Origin of the sequence: Paenibacillus sp. E222 (assembly GCF_013401555.1) — a bacterium.
In the GTDB taxonomy this organism is placed as follows: domain Bacteria; phylum Bacillota; class Bacilli; order Paenibacillales; family Paenibacillaceae; genus Paenibacillus.
On the sequence record NZ_CP058552.1, the window covers coordinates 6,568,377 to 6,589,831 of the forward strand.

19 protein-coding genes are annotated in these 21,455 nt (G+C 46.5%); 4 read left to right on the top strand and 15 right to left on the bottom strand.

Annotation, left to right across the window (positions count from 1 at the left end; all coding sequences use genetic code 11):
• Positions 1 to 207 precede the first annotated feature (207 nt).
• The 12 genes from aroF to HW560_RS29105 form a co-directional block, all read right to left on the bottom strand.
• Positions 208 to 1,272 (bottom strand): 3-deoxy-7-phosphoheptulonate synthase, encoded by a 1,065-nt coding sequence (aroF, locus tag HW560_RS29050; protein WP_063564242.1) that lies wholly within the window; start codon positions 1,270 to 1,272, stop codon positions 208 to 210.
• A gap of 233 nt (positions 1,273 to 1,505) precedes the next feature.
• Positions 1,506 to 2,459 (bottom strand): 4-hydroxy-3-methylbut-2-enyl diphosphate reductase, encoded by a 954-nt coding sequence (locus HW560_RS29055; RefSeq protein WP_111619837.1) that lies wholly within the window; start codon positions 2,457 to 2,459, stop codon positions 1,506 to 1,508.
• 68 nt (positions 2,460 to 2,527) lie between these two features.
• Entirely contained in the window at positions 2,528 to 3,988 is a 1,461-nt protein-coding gene (locus HW560_RS29060; protein WP_090895226.1) for a sensor histidine kinase, read from the bottom strand.
• A gap of 1 nt (position 3,989) precedes the next feature.
• Positions 3,990 to 4,679 (bottom strand): response regulator transcription factor, encoded by a 690-nt coding sequence (locus tag HW560_RS29065; RefSeq protein WP_090895224.1) that lies wholly within the window; start codon positions 4,677 to 4,679, stop codon positions 3,990 to 3,992.
• A gap of 195 nt (positions 4,680 to 4,874) precedes the next feature.
• A complete protein-coding gene (locus tag HW560_RS29070; RefSeq protein WP_090895222.1) occupies positions 4,875 to 6,569 on the bottom strand; it encodes a S1C family serine protease in 1,695 nt (564 codons plus the stop codon).
• Between the two features lie 148 nt (positions 6,570 to 6,717).
• Positions 6,718 to 7,380: a response regulator gene (locus HW560_RS29075; RefSeq protein WP_090895219.1), complete on the bottom strand. Its 663-nt coding sequence runs from the start codon at positions 7,378 to 7,380 to the stop codon at positions 6,718 to 6,720.
• A complete protein-coding gene (locus tag HW560_RS29080) occupies positions 7,377 to 8,414 on the bottom strand; it encodes a HAMP domain-containing sensor histidine kinase (RefSeq protein ID WP_177185656.1) in 1,038 nt (345 codons plus the stop codon). The genes HW560_RS29075 and HW560_RS29080 overlap by 4 nt, the downstream gene beginning before the upstream one ends.
• A gap of 3 nt (positions 8,415 to 8,417) precedes the next feature.
• The gene (liaF, locus tag HW560_RS29085) at positions 8,418 to 9,473 is read right to left on the bottom strand and encodes a cell wall-active antibiotics response protein LiaF (RefSeq protein ID WP_090895216.1); all 1,056 of its coding nucleotides are present in this window, start codon (positions 9,471 to 9,473) and stop codon (positions 8,418 to 8,420) included.
• 172 nt (positions 9,474 to 9,645) lie between these two features.
• Positions 9,646 to 9,831 (bottom strand): hypothetical protein, encoded by a 186-nt coding sequence (locus HW560_RS29090; protein WP_090902048.1) that lies wholly within the window; start codon positions 9,829 to 9,831, stop codon positions 9,646 to 9,648.
• Between the two features lie 112 nt (positions 9,832 to 9,943).
• Positions 9,944 to 10,717 (bottom strand): 3D domain-containing protein, encoded by a 774-nt coding sequence (locus HW560_RS34325; protein ID WP_305729124.1) that lies wholly within the window; start codon positions 10,715 to 10,717, stop codon positions 9,944 to 9,946.
• A gap of 182 nt (positions 10,718 to 10,899) precedes the next feature.
• Positions 10,900 to 12,837 (bottom strand): threonine--tRNA ligase, encoded by a 1,938-nt coding sequence (gene thrS, locus HW560_RS29100; protein ID WP_090895214.1) that lies wholly within the window; start codon positions 12,835 to 12,837, stop codon positions 10,900 to 10,902.
• A gap of 426 nt (positions 12,838 to 13,263) precedes the next feature.
• Complete coding sequence (locus tag HW560_RS29105) at positions 13,264 to 14,208, bottom strand: putative sporulation protein YtxC (RefSeq protein ID WP_090895212.1); 945 nt, start codon at positions 14,206 to 14,208, stop codon at positions 13,264 to 13,266.
• A gap of 179 nt (positions 14,209 to 14,387) precedes the next feature.
• Here HW560_RS29105 and HW560_RS29110 point away from each other — a divergent pair, with 179 nt between their 5' ends.
• From HW560_RS29110 to HW560_RS29125, 4 genes are all read left to right on the top strand, one after another.
• A complete protein-coding gene (locus tag HW560_RS29110; protein WP_090895210.1) occupies positions 14,388 to 14,792 on the top strand; it encodes a hypothetical protein in 405 nt (134 codons plus the stop codon).
• Positions 14,793 to 15,103: 311 nt separating this feature from the next.
• Positions 15,104 to 15,598 (top strand): cation:proton antiporter regulatory subunit, encoded by a 495-nt coding sequence (locus tag HW560_RS29115; protein WP_053780467.1) that lies wholly within the window; start codon positions 15,104 to 15,106, stop codon positions 15,596 to 15,598.
• Positions 15,599 to 15,602: 4 nt separating this feature from the next.
• On the top strand, positions 15,603 to 16,841 hold the full coding sequence (locus HW560_RS29120; RefSeq protein WP_090895207.1) for a cation:proton antiporter: 1,239 nt from the start codon (positions 15,603 to 15,605) through the stop codon (positions 16,839 to 16,841).
• A gap of 112 nt (positions 16,842 to 16,953) precedes the next feature.
• A complete protein-coding gene (locus tag HW560_RS29125; protein ID WP_090895205.1) occupies positions 16,954 to 17,859 on the top strand; it encodes a YitT family protein in 906 nt (301 codons plus the stop codon).
• A gap of 98 nt (positions 17,860 to 17,957) precedes the next feature.
• Here the strand turns inward: HW560_RS29125 and HW560_RS29130 are convergent, their stop codons facing one another.
• From HW560_RS29130 to mqnC, 3 genes are all read right to left on the bottom strand, one after another.
• The gene (locus HW560_RS29130) at positions 17,958 to 18,971 is read right to left on the bottom strand and encodes a zinc-binding alcohol dehydrogenase family protein (protein ID WP_179265310.1); all 1,014 of its coding nucleotides are present in this window, start codon (positions 18,969 to 18,971) and stop codon (positions 17,958 to 17,960) included.
• Positions 18,968 to 19,945, bottom strand: a complete 978-nt coding sequence (locus HW560_RS29135) for an aldo/keto reductase (protein ID WP_179265311.1) — start codon at positions 19,943 to 19,945, stop codon at positions 18,968 to 18,970. The genes HW560_RS29130 and HW560_RS29135 overlap by 4 nt, the downstream gene beginning before the upstream one ends.
• 244 nt (positions 19,946 to 20,189) lie before the next feature.
• Positions 20,190 to 21,326 (bottom strand): cyclic dehypoxanthinyl futalosine synthase, encoded by a 1,137-nt coding sequence (gene mqnC / locus HW560_RS29140; RefSeq protein WP_090895199.1) that lies wholly within the window; start codon positions 21,324 to 21,326, stop codon positions 20,190 to 20,192.
• Positions 21,327 to 21,455 lie beyond the last annotated feature (129 nt).

Below are 21,455 nucleotides of genomic sequence, written 5' to 3' on the forward strand. Positions count from 1 at the left end.
GTTTAATGCGGTAAAGCGGGGGTATATTTACCCTAAATTATGGAAATAACATTACATCATAAATGTTTCTTATCACCTATGATTAATAAATGCGTTCAAAGCTCCAAATAACACAAAAACCGGACATTTTGTCCTAGCCCCATTCTCATTGAACGGAGCCAGGGCAGATGCCCGGGTGAACTATATTACCTATACTATGAAGATCAGTTATACGCCAACTCGTGCTGGAAAGAACTCCGCCGGTTGTTTGGCTGTGTTGAATGTTTTACCGACGATTGGTGCCAATTTCTCCAGATCCTGAAGCAGGTTGGCAAATTGGTCAGGGAACAATGACTGCACGCCGTCACCCGTCATGGAATTATCCGGGTCCGTATGCATTTCGATAATTAGGCCGTTAGCACCAGCAGCAACAGAAGCCTTCGTCATCGGTTCAACCAATTCACGGCGACCTGTACCATGACTAGGGTCCGAAATGACTGGCAGATGACTGAGAGACTGCAGGACAGGGATAGCTGACAGGTCGAGCGTATTGCGTGTGTAGGATTCGAATGTACGAATACCACGCTCACACAGCATTACGTTCGGGTTGCCACCCGCAAGAATGTATTCCGCCGCATTCAACAGCTCATCATAAGTTGCACTGAATCCACGTTTCAGCAATACTGGTTTGCCACACTCACCCAATTTGCGCAGCAAATCGAAGTTCTGCATGTTACGTGTACCGACTTGCAGAATGTCTGCGTACTCGGCACAGATATCCACATATTCAGGTGTCATGACTTCTGTAATGGTCAACAGGTCATGTTTCTTGCCGGCTTCTGCCATCATGATCAGACCTTCAACACCTGTTCCCTGGAAGCTGTATGGACCTGTACGTGGCTTAAATGCACCACCGCGCAGCACCTGTCCACCAGCAGCCTTAACCAGTCCGGCAATCTCATCAATCTGTGCAGCTGATTCAACCGCACAAGGTCCGCCCATAACGACGAGTTCTTTGCCGCCAATATCTACTCCTTTGATGGAGATCACGGTATCTTGAGGATGGAAGTCACGGCTTGCCAATTTGTAGGACTTCGAAATCTTGACGACATTCTCTACACCTTTCATTTGACGGAGATGCTCAGCCATTTTCGGCTCTACCTTGCCAATTAAACCAATGATGGTGCGGTCCTCTCCACGCGAGATATGAACCTGAAGACCTTCCTTTTCAATTGTAGCGACGATATCCTGAATATGTTCCTCCGGAGTAGCTTTACCTGCAATAACGATCATTATAAATCCCATCCTTCCTTGTATAAGAGCGCCTTATGGGCGTCTGATTTAATCCTCAAAACTCTTCTACACTTAAACGCTTGTTCGCTTTTAAGCTTTTATCCACTAAAGTAAATATAACATATTCCCCCCTTTTCAGTCAAGCCAACTCTTAACCCCTTCAAAAAAAAGAATCCTGCAGTCAGTCACCGGATTTCGGCTCTGTACTGCAAGATTCTGATAATGATGTTCGTTTACGTCGTACGAGTCTTTTCCCTTACAGGTGGTAACAGCTTGCTCATATTCACCGTACGCTTGATTTCCCATGTTTCCGGCTTGTCATGTTCATACTGCTCCAGATACAGGATGACTTCCTTCGTGATCGGTGTTGGCGTAGAAGCACCTGAAGTCACCGCCACCTTATTCACACCTTTCAGCCATTCCTGCTGAATCTCAGCCACATCTGATACCCGATATGCCGTTACACCCGCAATTTCCTCCGATACTTGTGCAAGTCGGTTGGAGTTATTACTGCGAGGATCACCGACAACGATGACCAGATCAGCCTGCCCAGCCTGTTCCGCAACTGCTTCCTGACGAACCTGGGTAGCCAAGCATATCTCATTATGAATCTCTGCACCTGGATACTTCTCCAGAAGGCGGCTCATAATGTGTTTAATGTCCCATTGACTCATCGTTGTCTGATTAGTAATAAGGATTTTGCCCGGAGGTACGTTCAGTCCATCAATTTCCTCTTCCTTCTCAATCAGATGAACATGATCGGGTGCAACACCAACCGCACCTTCAGGCTCTGGATGATTCTTTTTCCCAATATAGATAATGTCATATCCTTCAGCCGTCTTCTCTCGAATAAGGTCATGGGTTTTGGTTACATCCGGACAAGTTGCATCCACGGTAGTCAATCCTTTATCACGTGCCATCTTGCGCACTTCCGGAGATACACCATGGGCCGTAAAGATCACTGTTCCGCTCTCTACCTGGCTCAAAATATCAACCCGGTTCGGTCCGTCCAGTGTAATAATGCCCTCATCTTCAAAAGAGTCCGTCACATGTTGGTTATGCACAATCATACCCAATATATAAATAGGCCGTGGTAGGTCCAGATTGCGTGCCGCCTGGCGCGCGAGCACCATCGCATCCACAACTCCGTAACAATATCCCCGCGGCGAAATTCGCAGTACTTCCACTTGGTTGCCACCCGCTTTCTTTCTCGGCAAAGATAGCCGATGTAATTGCAGTCCTGTCTATTATAACCTTATTCGATAGGCGGAGCAAAGACAACCGGCAACCAAATGATAAAGGTCGTTCCTTCTCCACGTCTGGTTACAACCTCGACAGACCCTTGGTGTTCCTCAATGATCCACTTGGCAATCGACAATCCCAGACCTATACCTGGTGTGGCACCGCGGGACTCATCCGCTCGATAGAACCGGTCAAAGATAAACGGAACTTCATCCCGATCCATTCCGATCCCCGTATCACTGATGCGCAATCCTACCTGCCCTTTATAAAGGATCGCATCAAGCGTAACCGAACCATTCGGAGTGTACTTGAAGGCATTCTCGATAAAAATAAACAGCATCTGCTGCAAATAGTCCTTGCTGCCGTTCACATATATGCCATTCAGAATCGTTAGATCTCCTGGACGCCAGTCTGCCTCATGATCAAGGAATTGTGATCTGCGAGCCACTTCCTGCACCAGAATCTGCAACGGAATCGGATTCAGTTCGATTTTCTGTCCTGTATCCGCTCTCGCCAATGACAGCATGTCACTGATCAGCCTGCTCATCCGTTTACCTTCATCCGCCATATCCTCTATCGCTTCAAGCGACATTTGTTTCACCGTTTCTTCATCCAGATTCGGTCTGTCCGTGCTCTCCTGATCCCAAAGCTTCTTGAGGAAATCGACATTTCCACGAATGGTGGTCAGCGGGGTTCGCAGCTCATGTGAGGCATCAGATACAAACCTGCGCTGGGCCACATTCGTCTCTTCCAACCCTCGGAAGGACAACTCTGTGCGCTCAAGCATGTTATTCACGGTTTCGATCAGACGTCCAATCTCATCCTTCGGCCCGCTATATTGAATCCGCACACTCAGGTCATCCCCGGATTGAATCTGATTGGCGGCATCAATCACATTCACAAGTGGACGCATCGACTTGCGTGCCAAAATCAGACCCGATGTAATGGCGAGTGCCATCGCCACAAGCCAGCCAAACACGAGAATATTGCGCAAAGCCTCCAGCAATCTTTCCTGAGAGCTAACATTGGTTCCAACTTGAAGAAGTCCCCTTATTTCATTGGTCCCCTGCAGAGATAATGGCTGCTGATTGACAAGAAAAGGTGTCCCATTCACATAGATTTTGGATATCCCACGCTCTTTCAGAATCTCATTGGTTTTCACAACAGGAAATTTAATTTGAAACTTCTTCATATTTTCAGAGATTTTGAACGTTCCGCTCTGATAATCCACGAGTTGAATATAGATTTGGGCTTCCCGAAGCTGACTCTCTGTAAAAGAGTCAATATCAAGCGATTGGGAGAGCGGGTTCACACCGATTTGATTTGTAATCCATTCAATTTTGTCCTTCAACTGCTGCTCGACTTCCTGATATGAATTAAAATAAACAAAAGCGTAGATCACAACTCCCCAAAAAATGAGCACGGCTGCCAAGATGCCTGAATACCACGCGGTTAATCTTAACCGAATGGACATGTCAGGAGTCACCTCTCAAAATATAGCCGGCTCCCCGGATGGTCTGGATCAAACGTTTGCCGCCGTATTCTTCGGTTTTTTGTCTGAGCATGGCAATATACACTTCGAGCACATTGGACTCACCACTATAATCATAACCCCAGATTTTATCCATAATCAGATCACGGGACAGCACACGTTTCGGATTTTGCATGAACAGATTCAGCAATTCGAACTCCTTGGCAGTCAGTTCCAGACGCTGACCGTCACGCAACACCTCACGAGAATCATTATCCAGAATAATATCCTCATACATAAGTCGATTATCAGGCGTGTCTGCTATATCCGCTTTACGACGCAATAAGGCACGGACACGAGCCAAAAGTTCTTCAAGTGCAAACGGCTTCACGAGATAATCATCTGCACCTGTATCCAACCCGATTACCCGGCTCTGTACTTCATCTTTGGCAGTGAGCATCAGTACGGGAACCTTGCTCCCCGCTTCTCTGAGTCTGCGGCATACTTCAAACCCGTCTATTTGTGGCATCATGACATCAAGAACCACGATATCAGGCTCTTTATCCATTAGCTTATTGAGGCCCTCCGCCCCATTCGAAGCTGTCTGTACATCATATCCTTCAAAAGCAAGTCCCCGCCGAAGCATGGACACGATTTTTTCATCATCATCGACAATCAGAATAGTTGAGCGCATGGTCTTTCTCCTTTATCCCTTAACGTTTTAATCTTATTGTAACAGCCAAAAGTGCAATCTGCATCTTCTCCAAACACCTTGTTGCTTTTCATGTCCAACTTGATGGATTACAAGCATATATAGTGCAAAAAAAACGGAAGGGCCCTCAAACCCTTCCGCTCTTCTAAACCTTATTCTATAACTCATAATTCGGCATTATGGTTGTTGCTGCTGTTGTTCAGTCGTTTGTGTGGTATCATAATCGTTTTTGTTGCCGATTTTGATTTTCAGATCCATTTTTTTGCCATCCCGAACAACATTCAGAGTCACTTCACTGCCGATTTTCTGTTTCTTGATGAAATCAATCAAATCCTGACTTGTACTGTATGCTGTGCCATTGGCCCCTGTGATGATGTCATAAGCACGCAGGTCTGCTTGGTAAGCAGGGGATTGATAGATCGTGCTGGCTACAACTGAACCTTCAGTGATATCCGTTCCCATCTGTTTAGCCACTTCAGGTGTAAGGGCCATCAGAGATGCACCAATGAACGGTACGGGCTCTTTTGGAACTTCTTTGTTTTCTTTCAGATATTTAACCGCATCCGAGATTACACTCGAAGGAATGGCAAACCCAATGCCCTGTGCATCCGCGCTAACCGCAACGTTCATACCAATGACTTCACCATTGAGGTTAAGCAACGGTCCACCGGAGTTACCAGGATTGATGGAAGCATCCGTTTGTAACAAGTGGCTGTACTCACGAGTTTTGCCTGTTTCTTCGTCCGGAATGCTGATCGTACGTTCTTTCGCACTCAACACACCTGCAGTAACTGTGTGTTCAAATCCTTCCGGGTTACCAATAGCTACAAGCCATTCACCCACTTGTGTGCTGTTGGAATCGCCCAGTGGAGCGACAGGGAAAGCATCATCGCCGCTGTTTTTCTCGATTTTCAATACGGCAAGGTCAAGGTCGAAGCTGCTTCCCAGCAATTTCGCTTCATAAGGCTTGCTGTTGTTCTCCAGCGTTACCTGAATCACATCTGCACCCTGAACCACGTGTTGGTTCGTCAGGATGTAGCCTTCTTTGTCAAAAATAAATCCGGAGCCAATGCCAAGCGGAACCAACTGATTGCTGCTTTGTTGCTGTTGCTGCTGATTTTGGCCTTGGTAGCTATCTGTTCCGCCATTGCTTCCACCGAAGAAGTATTGGTACAATGGATCGCTCATCGTAGAACCACCCTGGCTGCTGCTGCGTGTAGACTGCTTGGCAAGTGTTTCGATTTTGACGACAGCGGGACTTGTACTCGTTACTACTGAGGATACATCCTCTTTGCCCGTTGGCAGTAATGACGCTGTCACGTTATTGCTGCTGCCTGAGTTGGTAGGAGTAGATGACTGACTGGAGCTTTCATTTTCTGCACTTGTCAGCGCTTCCTGTGGTGTAAACATGTTTGTTCTGTCCGCTGTGTACATCAGCACTGTAATGACCAGCATCCCGGCGATGAAAGAGAACAGGAGCGATCTTACGGAAGAACGTGGCCGACGGTTATTATAATTCCAGTTGCCATTGTTCTTGCCGCCGTTCCCCTGATCCCCTCCGTTGCCGCCTGAACCATTGCCGCCGCCCCCTCTGGAGGACGTATTGGCTTGATCAGATGATTCGTTGCTGTAATTATTGTAATAAGTAGGTACGGGCTTCACGGGGTCAGGTCTTGTAATCTCTACATTTCCTTCTTCACGTTGATTATGTTCCCCATTATAACTTGCTGTATCTTCCTGATTCACGGACTGAAAAGGTCCATAAGAATAATAATAGGAGGAATCGTCCGTCCCGGATGAATTGCGATTCTCCGCTTGTTTCGTTTCATTTTCCTCGTCTTGACGGTTCGCTCTGTAATTACGTTCGTCCATGCCTCTCTACCTCCCAATCTCTTCTTCGCAAGAGATATTCTTTAACTGTCCTTATTTTGTACTTTAAACCTTAACCGTACCTTAAAAACAATTAAAAAGGAGATAAAAGCACGCTGTTATAGAACATTTTTCCCGCCAAATCTGCATTCTAACCCTTATTCTTCACCCAGCCCTGACGATGAGCGTAGATTGCCAGCTGTGTCCGATCGTCCATTTCACATTTCATCAGCAGGTTGCTCACATGCGTTTTGACGGTTTTGATACTAATATGTAGTTCTTCCCCGATGTCCTTATTGGTCTTGCCCTCTGCAATCAGCAAAAGCACTTCCTTTTCCCGTTCCGTCAGTCCGGATTCGTTCTCTCTTGCTGTGCGCTGTCTGATGCCACGGGTCAATGCCTGGGAAACGTCACCTGTCATTACAGGCATACCTCGGTATGCTCCTTGCAAAGCGTAGATCAACTCTTCAGCAGATACCGTCTTCAGCACATAACTAACCGCACCGGCTTCAATCGCTTGTACCACAAGGTCATCCTCCAGAAAACTGGTCAGCATCACAATTTTCATGCCCGGAAATTCGGCCATGATCGCTTGTGTCGCTTCCGCACCATTCATCACCGGCATCATCAGGTCCATTAGAATCAGGTCAGGAAGTTCACTTTCTCCCAGCTTACGCAGCTGGTTCAATGCATCCTGTCCGTTTCCGGCTTCCCCCATCACATGAAATGTAGGCTCCAGCATTAGATATGTTTTTAACCCCATCCGCACCATATCATGATCATCCACGATCATTACATTCACTTTTTCGCTCATTCCGTTTCCCCCTCTGGTTCTTTCGGGAATTTCGGGATGAATACCCGCACCGTCGTCCCCGCTCCCGGCTTCGATATAATCTGAACCTGACCTCCAAGCTTCTCTGCCCGTTCACGCATTGTTGATAATCCGTATGAACCAGGCCGTTCCGCTTGCTGTAAAAAACCTTGACCATCATCGCTAATGCTCATGCTGATCTGATGTTCACTCTCTCGTATGGACAGGCTGACCAGTCCTGCTTCCGCATGTTTGACCACATTAGCGACCGCTTCCTGAATAACAAGAAACAGCTGGTGCTCAATGGCATCGGAAATTCCGCCATCCAGTTCCAGCTCTTTCACTCCTTTTAAACCATTCTGCCTGCAATAATCCGGGAACCAGCTATCCAGCGCTTCGGCAAGGTCCCTTCCCTCCAACTCCACAGGGCGAAGCTGAGCGATAAGCCCGCGCATCTGCCGCTGTGCGATATGCGACATCTGAATAAGTTGATCCAGGACTTTGCCGCCATGCTCGGGATTCATCTCCAGCAGACGTGGTAAGGAGGAAGCGGACATATGCATGGCGAAAAGCTGTTGGCTGACCGTATCATGCAGATCTCTTGCCATCCGTTTGCGCTCTTCAATCACAGCGCGTTCAGATGCCTGTTCCTTTTCAATGACTTCCTGCTCACCGAGCCGCTGAAGCAATCTCATTTTTTTCTCAATCGAATCCATCATGACATTGAATTCCTGATATACCCGTCCGAAGGAGGCATCATCTGCCTCAGGCATACGAACGGCAAGATTGCCCTTGGACACTTTCAGCATGTTGAGATCCAGAAGATCAATCTTGCGTTGAAGCCTCAGGGCGGCAATATATCCCGTGATTATGGTAGCCAGGAGAACAACTGCAACATAGGTCCACGCACGCTGACGCCCTGTTCCCATCAGCACTTCCCCGTATAGCAAGTAAAACCCGCCCAAAGTAATGAGTCCGGTCAGCGCAAAATACATCATCAGTTCCCACTTATTTGCTTTGAGAATCGTTCGAATCATGCGTTAACCCACCTTGTTCACTTTGACATCTCCAATAAACACACTAACAACAATCCGTACTTTTTTTCCTGCTTCGCGATAATGCGCCGTTTCAGCCTGAGCGCTGCTTAGGAATCCACCCCGTTTTTGATTTAACAGCGACATGTCCCCAATAAACGAGTTCGTCGTCACGGTCACACCCAGATCCATATCTTCCGGTACAAATACCTTCACATCCCCGATAAAAGAGGAAATGTTAATCTTCGTCTCACCGTAAGGTATCTGTGCCTTCGTCAAATCAATCACCGTATCGCCAATAAATGCAGAAATGTTCATCGGTTTGAGGGAAAACACTTCCTGTCCCATATACATATCACCGATAAATGCCGATTTGTTAATCGTATTCCCGTGGCCATCATAATAATTCGAATCATCATCATAGTGGTCATCATCATCAAATGTTTCATATGCCTTTTTATTTGAACCGTAACCTTTATGCTTGTGATGATGATGTTGATGTTTATGATGGTGTTGATGTCCGTGTGATTTATCGTCCTCCTTATCTGTATAAAAAGAGCCATGCGAATCATTTTTTTGTTCCTGTTTCGGTTTGCCAAATGTTTTCTCGAACTGTTCGTCAAACGAAGATGGCATTTCCAGGTCCTCAGGGGACAATGGCTTATAAGGTGGCTCCGGCGGTGGAGGCGGTTGCACTTGGTCATGATGTTTCCGGTCACGACGACGAGGTCCGATCAGAACGAACAATCCCCCACCAATCAGCATCACTGGAATTAAGTAGCGAATGAACTCACCCATGGAGTAATCGATCCATCCCAGATTGCGTGCCAAGAAGTAACCACCAATCGCCAGTACAATGGCAGGCCCAATCAATGCATGACTCCCGTTGCGCCGAATTTCGGTTATACCTTTGACACCCCACCAAATCAAAAATAACGGCCAATATGTTCTGAACATGTATCCGATATCTATGTCATAGCCCAATTGCCTGAACAATATTATTGCGCCAATCGCAATAAGAGGAATGCCAACCCACCAGCGGTCCCGCGTAGATCGTTTCATCGCTCATGTCTCCTTTATCTGAATTCTGTATCCAGTGTACATCAGACAAGGGTTGGTTAACAGCGGCGGCAGATGGAATTGATCTCGGTCTCCAGACGGAGGTGGAAGGGTATTTATGTAAAATATTAAAAACACCCTGGAGAAAAATTCTCCAAGGTGTCTGTGCATTGATTTACTTTTGTGTTTTGCCTGTGTTCTCAGTACCGAACTCAGCATTGTATTTTTCATCAGGTGTTTGGAAGTTATCCTTCACTTTGTTTTGGTGCGATTGTTTCACTTTGCTTGCTACATTCTCTTCTCCAAACTCAGCATTGTACTTCTCGTTTGGCGTTTGTGAACCTTGAGATTTCTTAGCCACGACGATCACCTCTCTCTTCATATTTACATTGCATGTCTGCAACGCGGGGTTCGTCCCCAGAGAGTATTATGTGAAGAGTGCGCGTGTGTTATTCATGTATTAGAATTCATCATTAAACAGCCTTGTCCAGCCATGAATCCGGTACGGATTTGTACACATCGATGGCTTCCGATAACTCTTCCAGCATTTTTTCAGTGCATTTTCCAGCACCTTGTTTGATCACCTGTACTTCGACGTCCTTTTTGCCCCATTCTTTATACACTTGCTTTGTTGTAGGGAAATAAAGATCAATTTTATTGCCCTTGATCGCCGAGCCTGTGTCAGCAACGATGCCATAACCATAGCCGGGAATATATAAAATGGAGCCCAGTGGAAACAGCTTCGGATCAGCTGCAATCGTTGAGACCGTTTCTTTATCGCGGCGTACCTTTACACCTGAATACGTAATTCCGTATTGAGGATGTTTTGGACCTTTTCCGGTTGATTCCACACCTGCAGTGTACCCGGTAGCCGTTACCTTGTGCGTATCCAATACCTGTTCTGTACGCGGAGCGAGCACCGGCATGGATGGGTCCACTCCGATCTGCTTCTCCGGAATTTCCGGTCGCGGAATGACAATAGGCTGTGGAGACCATAAAAACCCCATATAGACCAAAGTTGTGATTTGAGCCTGATCGCTGTATTCATATACTGCCGTTTCTGAATGTATGCCTTCAAGCTCTCCTGAGATTTCGCTGTGCCGATTCTCCACATACCTGACTTCATTTTCCTCTTCAAAGATATAGGCTTCTGCCTGATTCCAGCCCAAGACTACTCCGGTGAGCACTACACAGCAAGAGATGATGAACCTTATGTTTTTCTTCTGAATTAAGAATTGCTTTTTCATTATAGAACCTCCCCCTTACTGCAAAGGTTTTCCAAAATGAAAAATTTCTATACTTTTCTCCGTTAAGGCTTCTAAACCGGATGTACAGAAAACCTGAAAACAACAAAAAAAACCGTCTGAACCATTGGATTTACTCCAATATGATTCAAACGGTTTTCTATTATAGAGCCCACAATTCAGGATTACACCAGTCTTGTTGCAATCTCTTCTTTGAGTTGGGCTACAATTTCGCCCACAGGTTTCATGCCGAGATCGCCTTCTCCACGTTTCCGCACAGATACACCCTCTGCATTACGTTCATTTTCACCAACGACGAACATGTAAGGCATTTTCTCAAGCTGTGCCTCACGGATTTTATAACCTAGCTTCTCGTTACGCAGATCCGCTTCAGCAGAGATGCCTGCACGTTTCAGCTTCGCTTCCACTTCACGTGCATAGTCGTCGAAGTTGCCGGATACCGGGATAACCTTCGCCTGTACTGGGGACAACCACAGTGGCAGAGCCCCTGCAAAGTTCTCCAGCAAGAATGCTGTGAAACGCTCCATCGTACTGATTACACCGCGGTGGATAACGACCGGACGATGTTTCTGCCCATCATCTCCCACATATTCGAGCTCAAACCGCTCTGGCAAGAGGAAGTCCAATTGAACGGTAGACAATGTCTCTTCTTTGCCCAGTGCTGTCTTGATCTGAACATCCAGTTTTGGACCGTAGAATGCCGCTTCGCCTTCTGCTTCATAGAATGGAAGGTTGAGTTCTTCCACAACTTCACGCAGCATGCGTTGGGACATTTCCCACATCTCGTCATTCTGGAAGTATTTCTCGGTATCCTGAGGATCGCGATAGGACAGACGGAAACGATATTCGTGAATACCGAAATCCTTATACACCGTTTGAATCAACTCAATAACACGTGCAAATTCTTCCTTGATTTGATCCGGGCGTGCGAATATGTGTGAGTCGTTCAGCGTCATCGCACGTACACGGTGCAGACCTGTCAACGCACCCGACATTTCGTAACGATGCATCATGCCAAGCTCGGCAATCCGGATTGGCAGATCACGGTAACTGTGCATGCTGGACTTGTACACCATCATGTGGTGAGGACAGTTCATTGGACGAAGAACGAGTTCTTCATTGTCCATAACCATTTTAGGGAACATGTCTTCCTGATAGTGCTCCCAGTGACCGGATGTTTTGTACAATTCAACATTACCCAGCACCGGAGTGTACACATGCTGATAGCCGAGGCTCTCTTCCAGATCCACGATATAACGCTCCAACGTCCGGCGCAGCTTGGCACCATTAGGCAACCAGATTGGCAGACCTTGTCCAACCAGTTGGGAGAATGTGAAGATTTCGAGTTCCTTACCCAATTTACGGTGATCCCGTTTACGTGCTTCTTCCAGGAAGTGCAAATGCTCATCAAGCTGTGCTTTTTTCACAAACGCCGTACCGTAAATACGTTGCAGCATTTTGTTTTTGCTATCTCCGCGCCAGTAAGCACCGGCAACATTCATGAGTTTGAATACTTTGATTTTGCTGGTGGATGGTACGTGGGGTCCACGACACAAATCGAAGAATTCACCTTGCTCATAAATCGTGATAACACTGTCTTCCGGTAAGTCACGAATCAATTCGAGCTTGTAAGGATCGCCCACTTCTTCGAAGATTTTGATGGCTTCCTCGCGGCTAACTTCCTTACGCACAATTGGCAAATTCTCATTCACAATACGTTCCATTTCCTTCTCGATCTTCTGAAGATCTTCCGGATTGAGCGGTTGTTCCAGATCCATATCATAGTAGAAACCATCTTCAATGACAGGGCCAACACCGAGGTGTACCTCTTTGTTTCCATATAAACGCTTCACAGCTTGAGCGAGCAAGTGAGCTGTACTGTGACGCATCACTTCCAGACCTTCTGGTGAATCCAGTGTTACGATCTCCACCAACGCTCCCTCATGAAGTGTTGTGGACAAGTCCACTACGATTCCATCCAGTTTGCCCGCTACGGCATTTTTGCGAAGTCCGCTGCTAATCGAAGCGGCCACATCTTCAATGCTGCTTCCGTCGGCATACTCACGAACCGAACCATCAGGTAGTTTAATGTTAACTGCCATTTGTCTCATTCCTCCTGTAAATTCAACCTCTGTCCATGCATGATCATGGATGGATAATCTATTGCTGTTCCTGCGATTTTTGCAAAGGAACGCAAAAAACACCCGTCCCGGCAAAGGGACGAGTGTTGTATACTCTCGTGGTTCCACCCTAATTCAGCTGCTCATCCATATTGGAAGTACAGCCCTCATTGGCATGACGGTAACGGGCATGACCCGGCATATCCTTACTCATGGATGACTACCTGTATATATAGAGGTGATCTTTATATCCATTTTCAAAACTGCAGCTCCAAAGGGGTAAACCAAACGTGGCATCCGGAGGAAATTTCAGCCTGGTTCCCTCTCTCTGCACCGACCGTACGTGTGGTTCTTGTCTTTGTCAACGCTTTTGCTTATTGTTCCATAACAACTCAAATAAATCATGGATCAACAGTTATTATAATTGCCAAGATCACTTGCGTCAAGACCTGTCAACAACCCGGAGCGCAGCACTTCACACTCGGGGCAATGATGGCATAATTGCACCTTGTCCTCAAAGATCTGACGGATTGTAGAGATAATTGGCAGATCTGGCGTGCGCGTATGCAGCATGACTTTTTCAGGCGAGATGGAGATCAGTGTACTCACAATCATATCTTCGATATCCATTTCCAATTCAAGTCCTGGCATCTCCACAACGACCTGTTCATCCTTTTGAACGGGCAGCACATTAAGCGCAGCATCCAATACCTGAAATTCATGCAATCCTTTGTGTATCAAATGCACAAGAGGTACTTTCGCCTCCTGAAAAAACACAAAATACTTGAGCAGCCCCATAAACTCTTCATATTGACGATCCATCCAGAATTCATCCAACGCATATTCTACCAACTCATGAAGTTCCTGTTTATACTGCCGAATCCGGAAATTAAGAATACCTTCAAGGTGAAAAAAATGAACTTCCTCCAAATCCTGCTTCAATCCATTGGCCAAAGTGGTACGGCGACGCTCGCGCAGTCCTGGCTGATCCAAGTCCCCATTGAATAACAAAGGCATGCATATCCGGTTTACCTTCTCCACCTCATGTTCATCCATGACTGAGCAGGCCTTGGAGATCATCTCTTCCACCATAATACGTTCACGTGTATCCATGATGTAATCTGCAAGTCCCGTGGCCAGCAAATCACTGATCTGAGGCAGCCACTGCTGGAAGTCAGCGTGATTCTCATTGCCTCTGCATACCCAGGCCGCTCTTCCGTCATTATGTTTGAAGGTGAGCCGAAATCCTCTTTTGCTTATATGTAAACCTTTGGTTTTTTCCTTCACACAACGATAAAATTGATCCGCTTCCTCCTGCCCTGATACATCGGTCCATACGGCGAACAGTTCCATAAGAATCACTCCTTTCCTTCCTGTTCAAAGTATATGGCAAGGCCGATAGGGATATACGAAGCGGATTGATGGAAAGCGTGTCATGATTTCTCAGTATATTATCAATCCGTTTGGAGTTAAGACAAAAATGTGTTATTATTTTTATAACAGTATGTTTCACGGAAAAGGGGGAAGCCAAAATGAGACAACAACCAAGAATACTCCGTTACGCCTTTATTATCATTTTGTGCGTATTCCAAGCGTTGTCCTTCCCAATTCCGATGCAGTCGGAATCCGCTGTCGAGGTAACCGTTGAGACAACTTCCAACAAGGAAGTGCTTGTCCACACATTGGAGTCTCAGCAGAAACCTGCCATTCGCAAATACCCACAAGTCATGTCGAAGTTGATTGCGGTCACGCATAACAAACCTGTCTTTCTTGTGCTCGCTTTGTTGCTAATGCTGCGAATTCCTACACCGCGTCTACCCTTTAAACCGTTGATTTGTCTGTTTAAACGCAGATTATTTCTGCTACCTATCAAATTCACCAGTATGTATGTATCTCCCACCCCTATAGCACCAAATTACGTGAACGCTCTTAACTAGCCGTTACACCGTATTTTAGGTTGCTTTGCATGGAGACACCTCTGTCTGAAAGACGGTGTGCTTGTGCATAACTTATAACCCTATTAGCAAATGTTAGATATCGATCAGCCTCATTGGCAACACCTATTTGTTAACGTCTATTTTGTTATCCCCATTTTCATTAAAAATTCACAACACAAGGCTGTGTGTCAGGAGTCCCTGGCTCTGTTTACCCGCATCATTTAATGTTCCTACAAGCAGCAGATCATTCTATTTTCGGGAAATAAGCCTGTCTTCTGTGGCCAGCCCTCAATTTAAGGAGGCTACTATCCATGGATGTACGCGAAACAGATTTGCCGGGAATCGGCAAGAAATTTCAGATTGAAACGAGCAGTGGAGATAAAATTATTGTCATTATTCACGATGACGGTCGCCGTGAAATGTACCATTTTGAGTACGATGATCCAGACCAAAGCATCTCCATGATTACGCTGGATGACTATGAAGCAAGACAGATTGCTGCCATCGTTGGTGGTTTAACCTATAAGCCAAAGCAGCTTGAAAATATTGAAGTAACGTTTGACGATCTGATTATCGAATGGTACAAAATCGAGCCATCCTACGGATGTATCGGTAAATCTATTGGTGAACTGGACGTACGTCAAAACTCAGGGGCAACGGTTATTGCCGTTGTAGAGAAGAATCACAAAAAACATATCAGCCCCGGTCCGGAGGTCGTGATTAGTGCAGAGTCCACGGTAGTAGCCGTTGGCGAACGCAATCAGCAGAAGCTATTCAAATCCCTCCTCCTGACCGGAAGGGGGTGAGTCGATGGATCATCTGATATTCGAAGTGGGTCTGGCACTTGTGCTCATTGCAGCAGCCGGACTCTTATCCGCAAAACTGAGATTTTCGGTCGTTCCATTTTACATCCTGATCGGGATGGCCGTTGGACCTCATGCCATGAAGATCTGGCATCTGGACTTCCGTTTCATTGAAAGTCAGCCGTTTATTGAGTTTATGGGCCGAATTGGTATTCTGTTCCTGCTCTTCTATCTTGGGCTGGAATTCTCGGTTGGTCGTTTGATCAAATCGGGTAAATCCATTGCCGTCGGCGGTTCCATCTATATCGGAATTAACTTCACACTGGGATTGATTTTTGGTTTTGCTTCCGGTTTCCCAGCCGCCGAAGCTCTAGTCATTGCCGGAATTACCACCATTTCATCCAGTGCCATCGTCGCCAAAGTACTCGTTGATCTGAAACGAACAGCGAATCCGGAGACGGAAATGATTCTCGGAATTATCATGTTTGAAGATGTGTTTCTCGCTGTATATATCTCCATCTTGTCTGGACTTGTGCTCAGTGATTCATCCTCCATCGGAGGTGTCATTGTATCGGCACTCATCGCGCTTGGATTCATGCTCATTGTCATCATTCTTGGACGCAAAGCTACACCACTGCTCAACAAATTGCTCAAGATTCGCTCTAATGAGTTGTTCTCACTTGTGATTTTCGGTGCATTGTTCCTCGTTGCCGGATTCTCCGAAACCATTCACGTCGCCGAAGCGATTGGCGCCTTGCTTGTTGGTTTGGTGTTGGCTGAAACGGAACATGCAAAACGGATTGAGCACTTGATCCTGCCATTCCGTGATTTCTTCGGAGCTGTCTTCTTCTTCAGCTTTGGATTGTCCATCGATCCGTTGTCTCTTGGCGGCGAAGCTGTATGGCTTGCTTTGATCGCAGTTGTGCTCACCCTATTCGGAAACTTCCTTGCAGGCATGCTCGCTGGGCGCAGTGCAGGATTATCACCAAAAGCTTCAGCCAATATCGGTTTGACTATTGTGTCACGTGGTGAATTCTCCATCATTATGGCCAACATGGGTAAAGCCGGAGGACTTCTCCCGCTGCTGCAACCATTCGCCGCCTTATATGTACTCATTCTGGCGATCCTTGGACCGTTATTAACCAAAGAGTCCAAACACGTGTTCAGATTATTGGATAAAATATTCAAGTTCAAAGATCCTCGGAAAAAGAAAGAAGAGCCGAAGGTTCTGCAGAAAGAAGGATAACCCCCTTGTCTGTTCAGAACAGACAACGTATCGTAATCGCGGCTCTACCGCCGATCTTTCTGTGATTAACCCAGGGAGAATGGCACGAAAGCCGCACAAAGGAGGATGACCTATGAAAGCACCTCTGATATCGGCTAATCCAGTGCCACAAACCGCCAAGCCCAGACTAACATCTACCCGTCGCCTGTTGAATTTATTGTTTGTAATAGCGGGTGGAATTCTCGCCTCCGTGGGACTTGAGTTGTTTCTACATCCCAATAAGATCATTATTGGAGGCATTACGGGCATCTCTTCGTTGTTCGCCCACTGGACCGAGATGAGAATTGGTTTATTCCTGTTCTTGTTCAACGTTCCGTTTATTTTTCTGTCCTATAGACTCGTGCAAAAGAAATTCGTACTGGTCACTGTTCTGGGTTTGGTTGTCTTTTCGATTGGTGCCATTGTGCTTCATCCCATGCCGCCGCTTGTCGAGCACCCGCTGGCTGCCGCCATATTTGGCGGATTATGTCTAGGCCTAGGAATCGGTCTAGTCGTGCGGTATGGTGGGACACTGGATACGCTGGAAATCGGTGATCCGTCCTCCCGTCCACCTGAACGTGTGTTTAGCGGGAAACGGATGCTTATCGAAAAAATAATCATGCTGCTCAACTTGCTGATTCTAACCGCTGCTGGTGTTGTCTTCGGTTGGGATCAAGCGATGTACTCGGTAATTGCTTATCTCATTGCATATGAAATGGTGTATATTGCATTCCGCGGATTCACAGCTAAGCGCAAAATATGTATTTTAACCACACAAAGTGCTCAAGTTGAAAAAGTAATCCGTAAACGGCTGCGCCGTGAACCTCGAACATTGGATGTTTCAACGGATTCAGGGCACGCTGCTGTCGCTGAAGGTTGGATCCAACACGTACCGGGAGCACTCTACTATGAGATTCATTTCCTCGAAATGATCTGGCTCAAATCCATTGTGCGTCATATTGATCCACATGCTGGTATTGTGACGAACCCGGAAAAATAATCAAAATTCCTATAGGCTAGGCAAATAAAAACTCTCTCTGATTCCTATGGATGTTAACCATTCATTCTGAATCAGGGAGAGTTTTTCATTTATTCTTTTTATAAATCTACTATTGCTTTCACTACATGCGAATCCGGTTGTAACCAGGTTTCGATCGAATCAGGCAATTGATCAAAACTCGCCCGGTGTGTAACGTAGCCATCCATGTTCAACTTCTTCTCCCGCAAGATCGACATGACCTGCTCAAAATCTTCCCTCGTGGCGTTCCGGCTGCCCAGAATGCTCATCTCCCGCTTGTGAAAGTCTGGGTCATGAAAGGAAATATCGGCTTTGACCAGTCCAACAAAGATTAATTGTCCACCATGAGCCACATAATGGATGGCATCATTCATTGAATGCATGTTTCCTGTTGCATCAAAGACAGCCGTCGCATAGTCCCCATCCGTAATTTCAGCAACTTGCTGTACCGCTTGTTCATCGGCCTGAACCATAGCATCCACGCCCGCCCACGTGCGGCTCAGTTCCAGCCTGTCCAGATTCCGGTCAATGGCAATGACCCGAGCACCCGCCTGTTTGGCAAAAGCCATCACACCCAGGCCAATCGGTCCGGCTCCAATGACCACAACCTGATCTCCAGGCCTTAGGGCTGCTCTTCTGACCGCATGAGCACCAATACTGAGCGGTTCTACCATCGCGGTTTCATCCAGTGTAAGTCCGTCGGCTTGGATCAGATGGGAGACGGGTACAACAATCTTCTCTCGCATGCCGCCGTCCACATGCACGCCCATCACCTGCATGGATACACAACAATTTGTTTTCCCTGATCGACAAGCGATACAATGACCACAATGCAAATATGGAATAATGCTAACCTGATCTCCCGCCTTCAGCCCCGCTTCATTGGCCCCGATCTCTTCAATAATCCCTGCAAGTTCATGACCCAGTACACGGGGATAAGTGAAAAAGGGCTGATTACCTTTGTAGGCATGCAAATCTGTTCCACAGATTCCAATTCGGCGGATGGTTACCAGCGCCTGATTCTCGGTTCTTTCGGGTTCTGCTATGTCTCGCAACGCCAAACGATTTATTTCTTCACATATAACAGCTCTCATTCCTGTTCCCCCTTCAATGATGCTTGTTGCTTAAAGTGATGTTCATTGTTATATTCAGGGCGGCCGCTGGCCCAGCTCTCATTATGAATTGGAGCGAGAATACGCAGCACTTCTGATAACAGTTCCTGGTCCAGCGGTTCATCAATCCAGGCTGCATTGTTGCGGATATTATGTTCACTTGCACTGCTGACCAGTGTTGTTGGAATCCGTTCATTAGCTGTTGCAAACTGTACGGCAAGCTTCGCAATATCCGTTCCCTGTTCCGCACAGAACCGTGCTGCTTGCAGACAGACCTGCTTCACACGATCATCTGCCGGGTGCCAGGCAGGAGTACCTCTTGTGCTTAATAAGCCCATAGAAAGAGGCGAAGCATTCACAAGGCCAATCTCTTTCTTTTCCAAAAGGGGCAATAAGGACAGCAGTGAAGTGTCATTCAATGCGTAATGGCAATAGGAAATGATGGCGTCAGCATCAATCTGTGGCAATACCTTTTCGAATAACGGCAGCGGCAATCCACAAATTCCTGCATGGCGAATGACTCCCTGCTCTTTCAGGCGCAGCAAGGTTGGGAAAGCTTCTTCAATAATAATATCGGCCGGGACAAACTCAATGTCATGCAAGAACAGGATGTCGATATAGTCGGTATGCAGTCGATCCAGACTCTCTTGGACACTATCATGTATCCGCTTACGCGAAAAATCAAATGTATTCTCCCCATAACGTCCAGCCTTGGTCGACAGCGTAAACGAGCTGCGTGGCAAACTGCGGATGGCTTCTCCAAGTACGATCTCGGCTTTCGTTAATCCATAATAAGGCGAAACATCTATATAGTTCATCCCTGCATCTACAGCGGCGTGAACCGTACGAATCCCCTCACCTCGATCAATATCACGAAATACCGAACCTAGAGAGGATGCTCCAAAGCTCAGTACAGGTACTTCCAGTCCCGTCTTGCCAAGTCTTCTTGTTTTCATATGCCTGCCCCTTCCCAGCATGTCTGCTTACTCACTTGTCCTTTCATTGTAACAGTTGAATTTCAAACTAAAATATCGCCAAATGCGTAATATGTACTGTTTGATGATCTATGAATAAACGTGGTTGTGAAGTGAAATTAAAAAGTCCGCCGATTCCCCTCATAAAGAGTAATCAACGGACTCATATCCCAACTGAATAAATGATCCTATCAAATCAATTCATCAGCGTGATGTATTATAAATATTAGTTCTGCATTACAAAATCTTGTTGAATGGCATTATTCTCATCAAACGTCCGCAGAATGTCATATCTTGTGTTACGCTGTGCCGGAATATAACCGGACTCCCGAATCAGTTGCGTAATGGAGCCAATATTGACTTTGTAAGTTGCGCCTGCAGCCGATACCACGTTCTCTTCAATCATGGTGCTACCAAAGTCGTTGCAGCCAAATTCAAGTGATTTTTTGCCGATTTCAGGTCCCATCGTTACCCATGAGGATTGAATGTTTTTGATGTTGTCCAATACCAGTCGACTGATCGCTACCGTCTTCAGGTACTCTTCAGGCGTCTGACGCTCCAGCTTCAGATTTGTATTATCCGGTTGGAATGTCCAAGGAATAAACGCCAGGAATCCTTCGGAATCATACTTGTTCGCAATGCACTCATCCTGAGCTTCACGTACACGGAGCAGATGCAGTGCGCGCTCTTCCATCGTTTCACCAAGGCCGATAACCATCGTTGCCGTTGTGTTCATACCGATACGGTGAGCTGTCTGCATAACGTCCATCCAATCGCGCCATGAACCTTTCAAACGGCTGATTTTGCGGCGTGTACGGTCATCCAGGATTTCCGCACCACCACCAGGCAGGGAATCCAGTCCCGCTTCGTGAATTGCACGTACAACCTCTTCCAGAGTGAGACCGTCGGATACTTCGACCATTTTCATAATTTCGGCTGGTGAGAAGGAGTGCATCGTAATGTTAGGGAAACGCTCCTTGATCGCTTTGAGCAGGTCAGTGTAATAGCTAAACGGCAGATTCGGATTCGTTCCGCCTTGCATCAAAATCTCGGTACCGTTCACGTCTTCGGTTTCTTGAATCTTCTGGAAAATAACTTCATCGGGAAGTACATATCCTTCGTCAGAGCCAGGTCTGCGGTAGAAAGCACAAAAACGGCAGTACACATCACACACGTTCGTGTAGTTGACGTTACGCCCAATTACAAATGTTCTGTATGGTTCGGGGTGCATGCGTTTTACAATCACATTGGCGGCGGCCCCGATTTTGTCTACTTCATTCGATTCAAACAGCTGAATCGTGTCTTCCAAGTCCAAACGTTCGCCCCGAAGGGCTTTATCTAAGATACGGTCTACCGTACTCATCGTAAAAAAGCCTCCCTCATGAAGAGAAAATAGTATCACGATCCGTCCCAACTTGTTCATATAGATGAAAGTTTTGGTGGCAACATCGCATTTCTGTACTCCACATATCGTAACACAGGTTACATGTGA

What these genes read in the sequence shown, in the direction of transcription:
- HW560_RS29070 (WP_090895222.1), bottom strand. Translation starts at nt 6,569, where the DNA reads ATGGACGAACGTAATTACAGAGCGAACCGTCAAGACGAGGAAAATGAA.
- HW560_RS29115 (WP_053780467.1), top strand. Translation starts at nt 15,104, where the DNA reads ATGGATGTACGCGAAACAGATTTGCCGGGAATCGGCAAGAAATTTCAG.
- HW560_RS34325 (WP_305729124.1), bottom strand. Translation starts at nt 10,717, where the DNA reads ATGAAAAAGCAATTCTTAATTCAGAAGAAAAACATAAGGTTCATCATC.
- liaF (WP_090895216.1), bottom strand. Translation starts at nt 9,473, where the DNA reads ATGAAACGATCTACGCGGGACCGCTGGTGGGTTGGCATTCCTCTTATT.
- mqnC (WP_090895199.1), bottom strand. Translation starts at nt 21,326, where the DNA reads ATGAGTACGGTAGACCGTATCTTAGATAAAGCCCTTCGGGGCGAACGT.
- HW560_RS29120 (WP_090895207.1), top strand. Translation starts at nt 15,603, where the DNA reads ATGGATCATCTGATATTCGAAGTGGGTCTGGCACTTGTGCTCATTGCA.
- HW560_RS29135 (WP_179265311.1), bottom strand. Translation starts at nt 19,945, where the DNA reads ATGAAAACAAGAAGACTTGGCAAGACGGGACTGGAAGTACCTGTACTG.
- HW560_RS29125 (WP_090895205.1), top strand. Translation starts at nt 16,954, where the DNA reads ATGAAAGCACCTCTGATATCGGCTAATCCAGTGCCACAAACCGCCAAG.
- aroF (WP_063564242.1), bottom strand. Translation starts at nt 1,272, where the DNA reads ATGATCGTTATTGCAGGTAAAGCTACTCCGGAGGAACATATTCAGGAT.
- HW560_RS29105 (WP_090895212.1), bottom strand. Translation starts at nt 14,208, where the DNA reads ATGGAACTGTTCGCCGTATGGACCGATGTATCAGGGCAGGAGGAAGCG.
- HW560_RS29060 (WP_090895226.1), bottom strand. Translation starts at nt 3,988, where the DNA reads ATGTCCATTCGGTTAAGATTAACCGCGTGGTATTCAGGCATCTTGGCA.
- HW560_RS29130 (WP_179265310.1), bottom strand. Translation starts at nt 18,971, where the DNA reads ATGAGAGCTGTTATATGTGAAGAAATAAATCGTTTGGCGTTGCGAGAC.
- HW560_RS29065 (WP_090895224.1), bottom strand. Translation starts at nt 4,679, where the DNA reads ATGCGCTCAACTATTCTGATTGTCGATGATGATGAAAAAATCGTGTCC.
- thrS (WP_090895214.1), bottom strand. Translation starts at nt 12,837, where the DNA reads ATGGCAGTTAACATTAAACTACCTGATGGTTCGGTTCGTGAGTATGCC.
- HW560_RS29110 (WP_090895210.1), top strand. Translation starts at nt 14,388, where the DNA reads ATGAGACAACAACCAAGAATACTCCGTTACGCCTTTATTATCATTTTG.
- HW560_RS29075 (WP_090895219.1), bottom strand. Translation starts at nt 7,380, where the DNA reads ATGAGCGAAAAAGTGAATGTAATGATCGTGGATGATCATGATATGGTG.
- HW560_RS29080 (WP_177185656.1), bottom strand. Translation starts at nt 8,414, where the DNA reads ATGATTCGAACGATTCTCAAAGCAAATAAGTGGGAACTGATGATGTAT.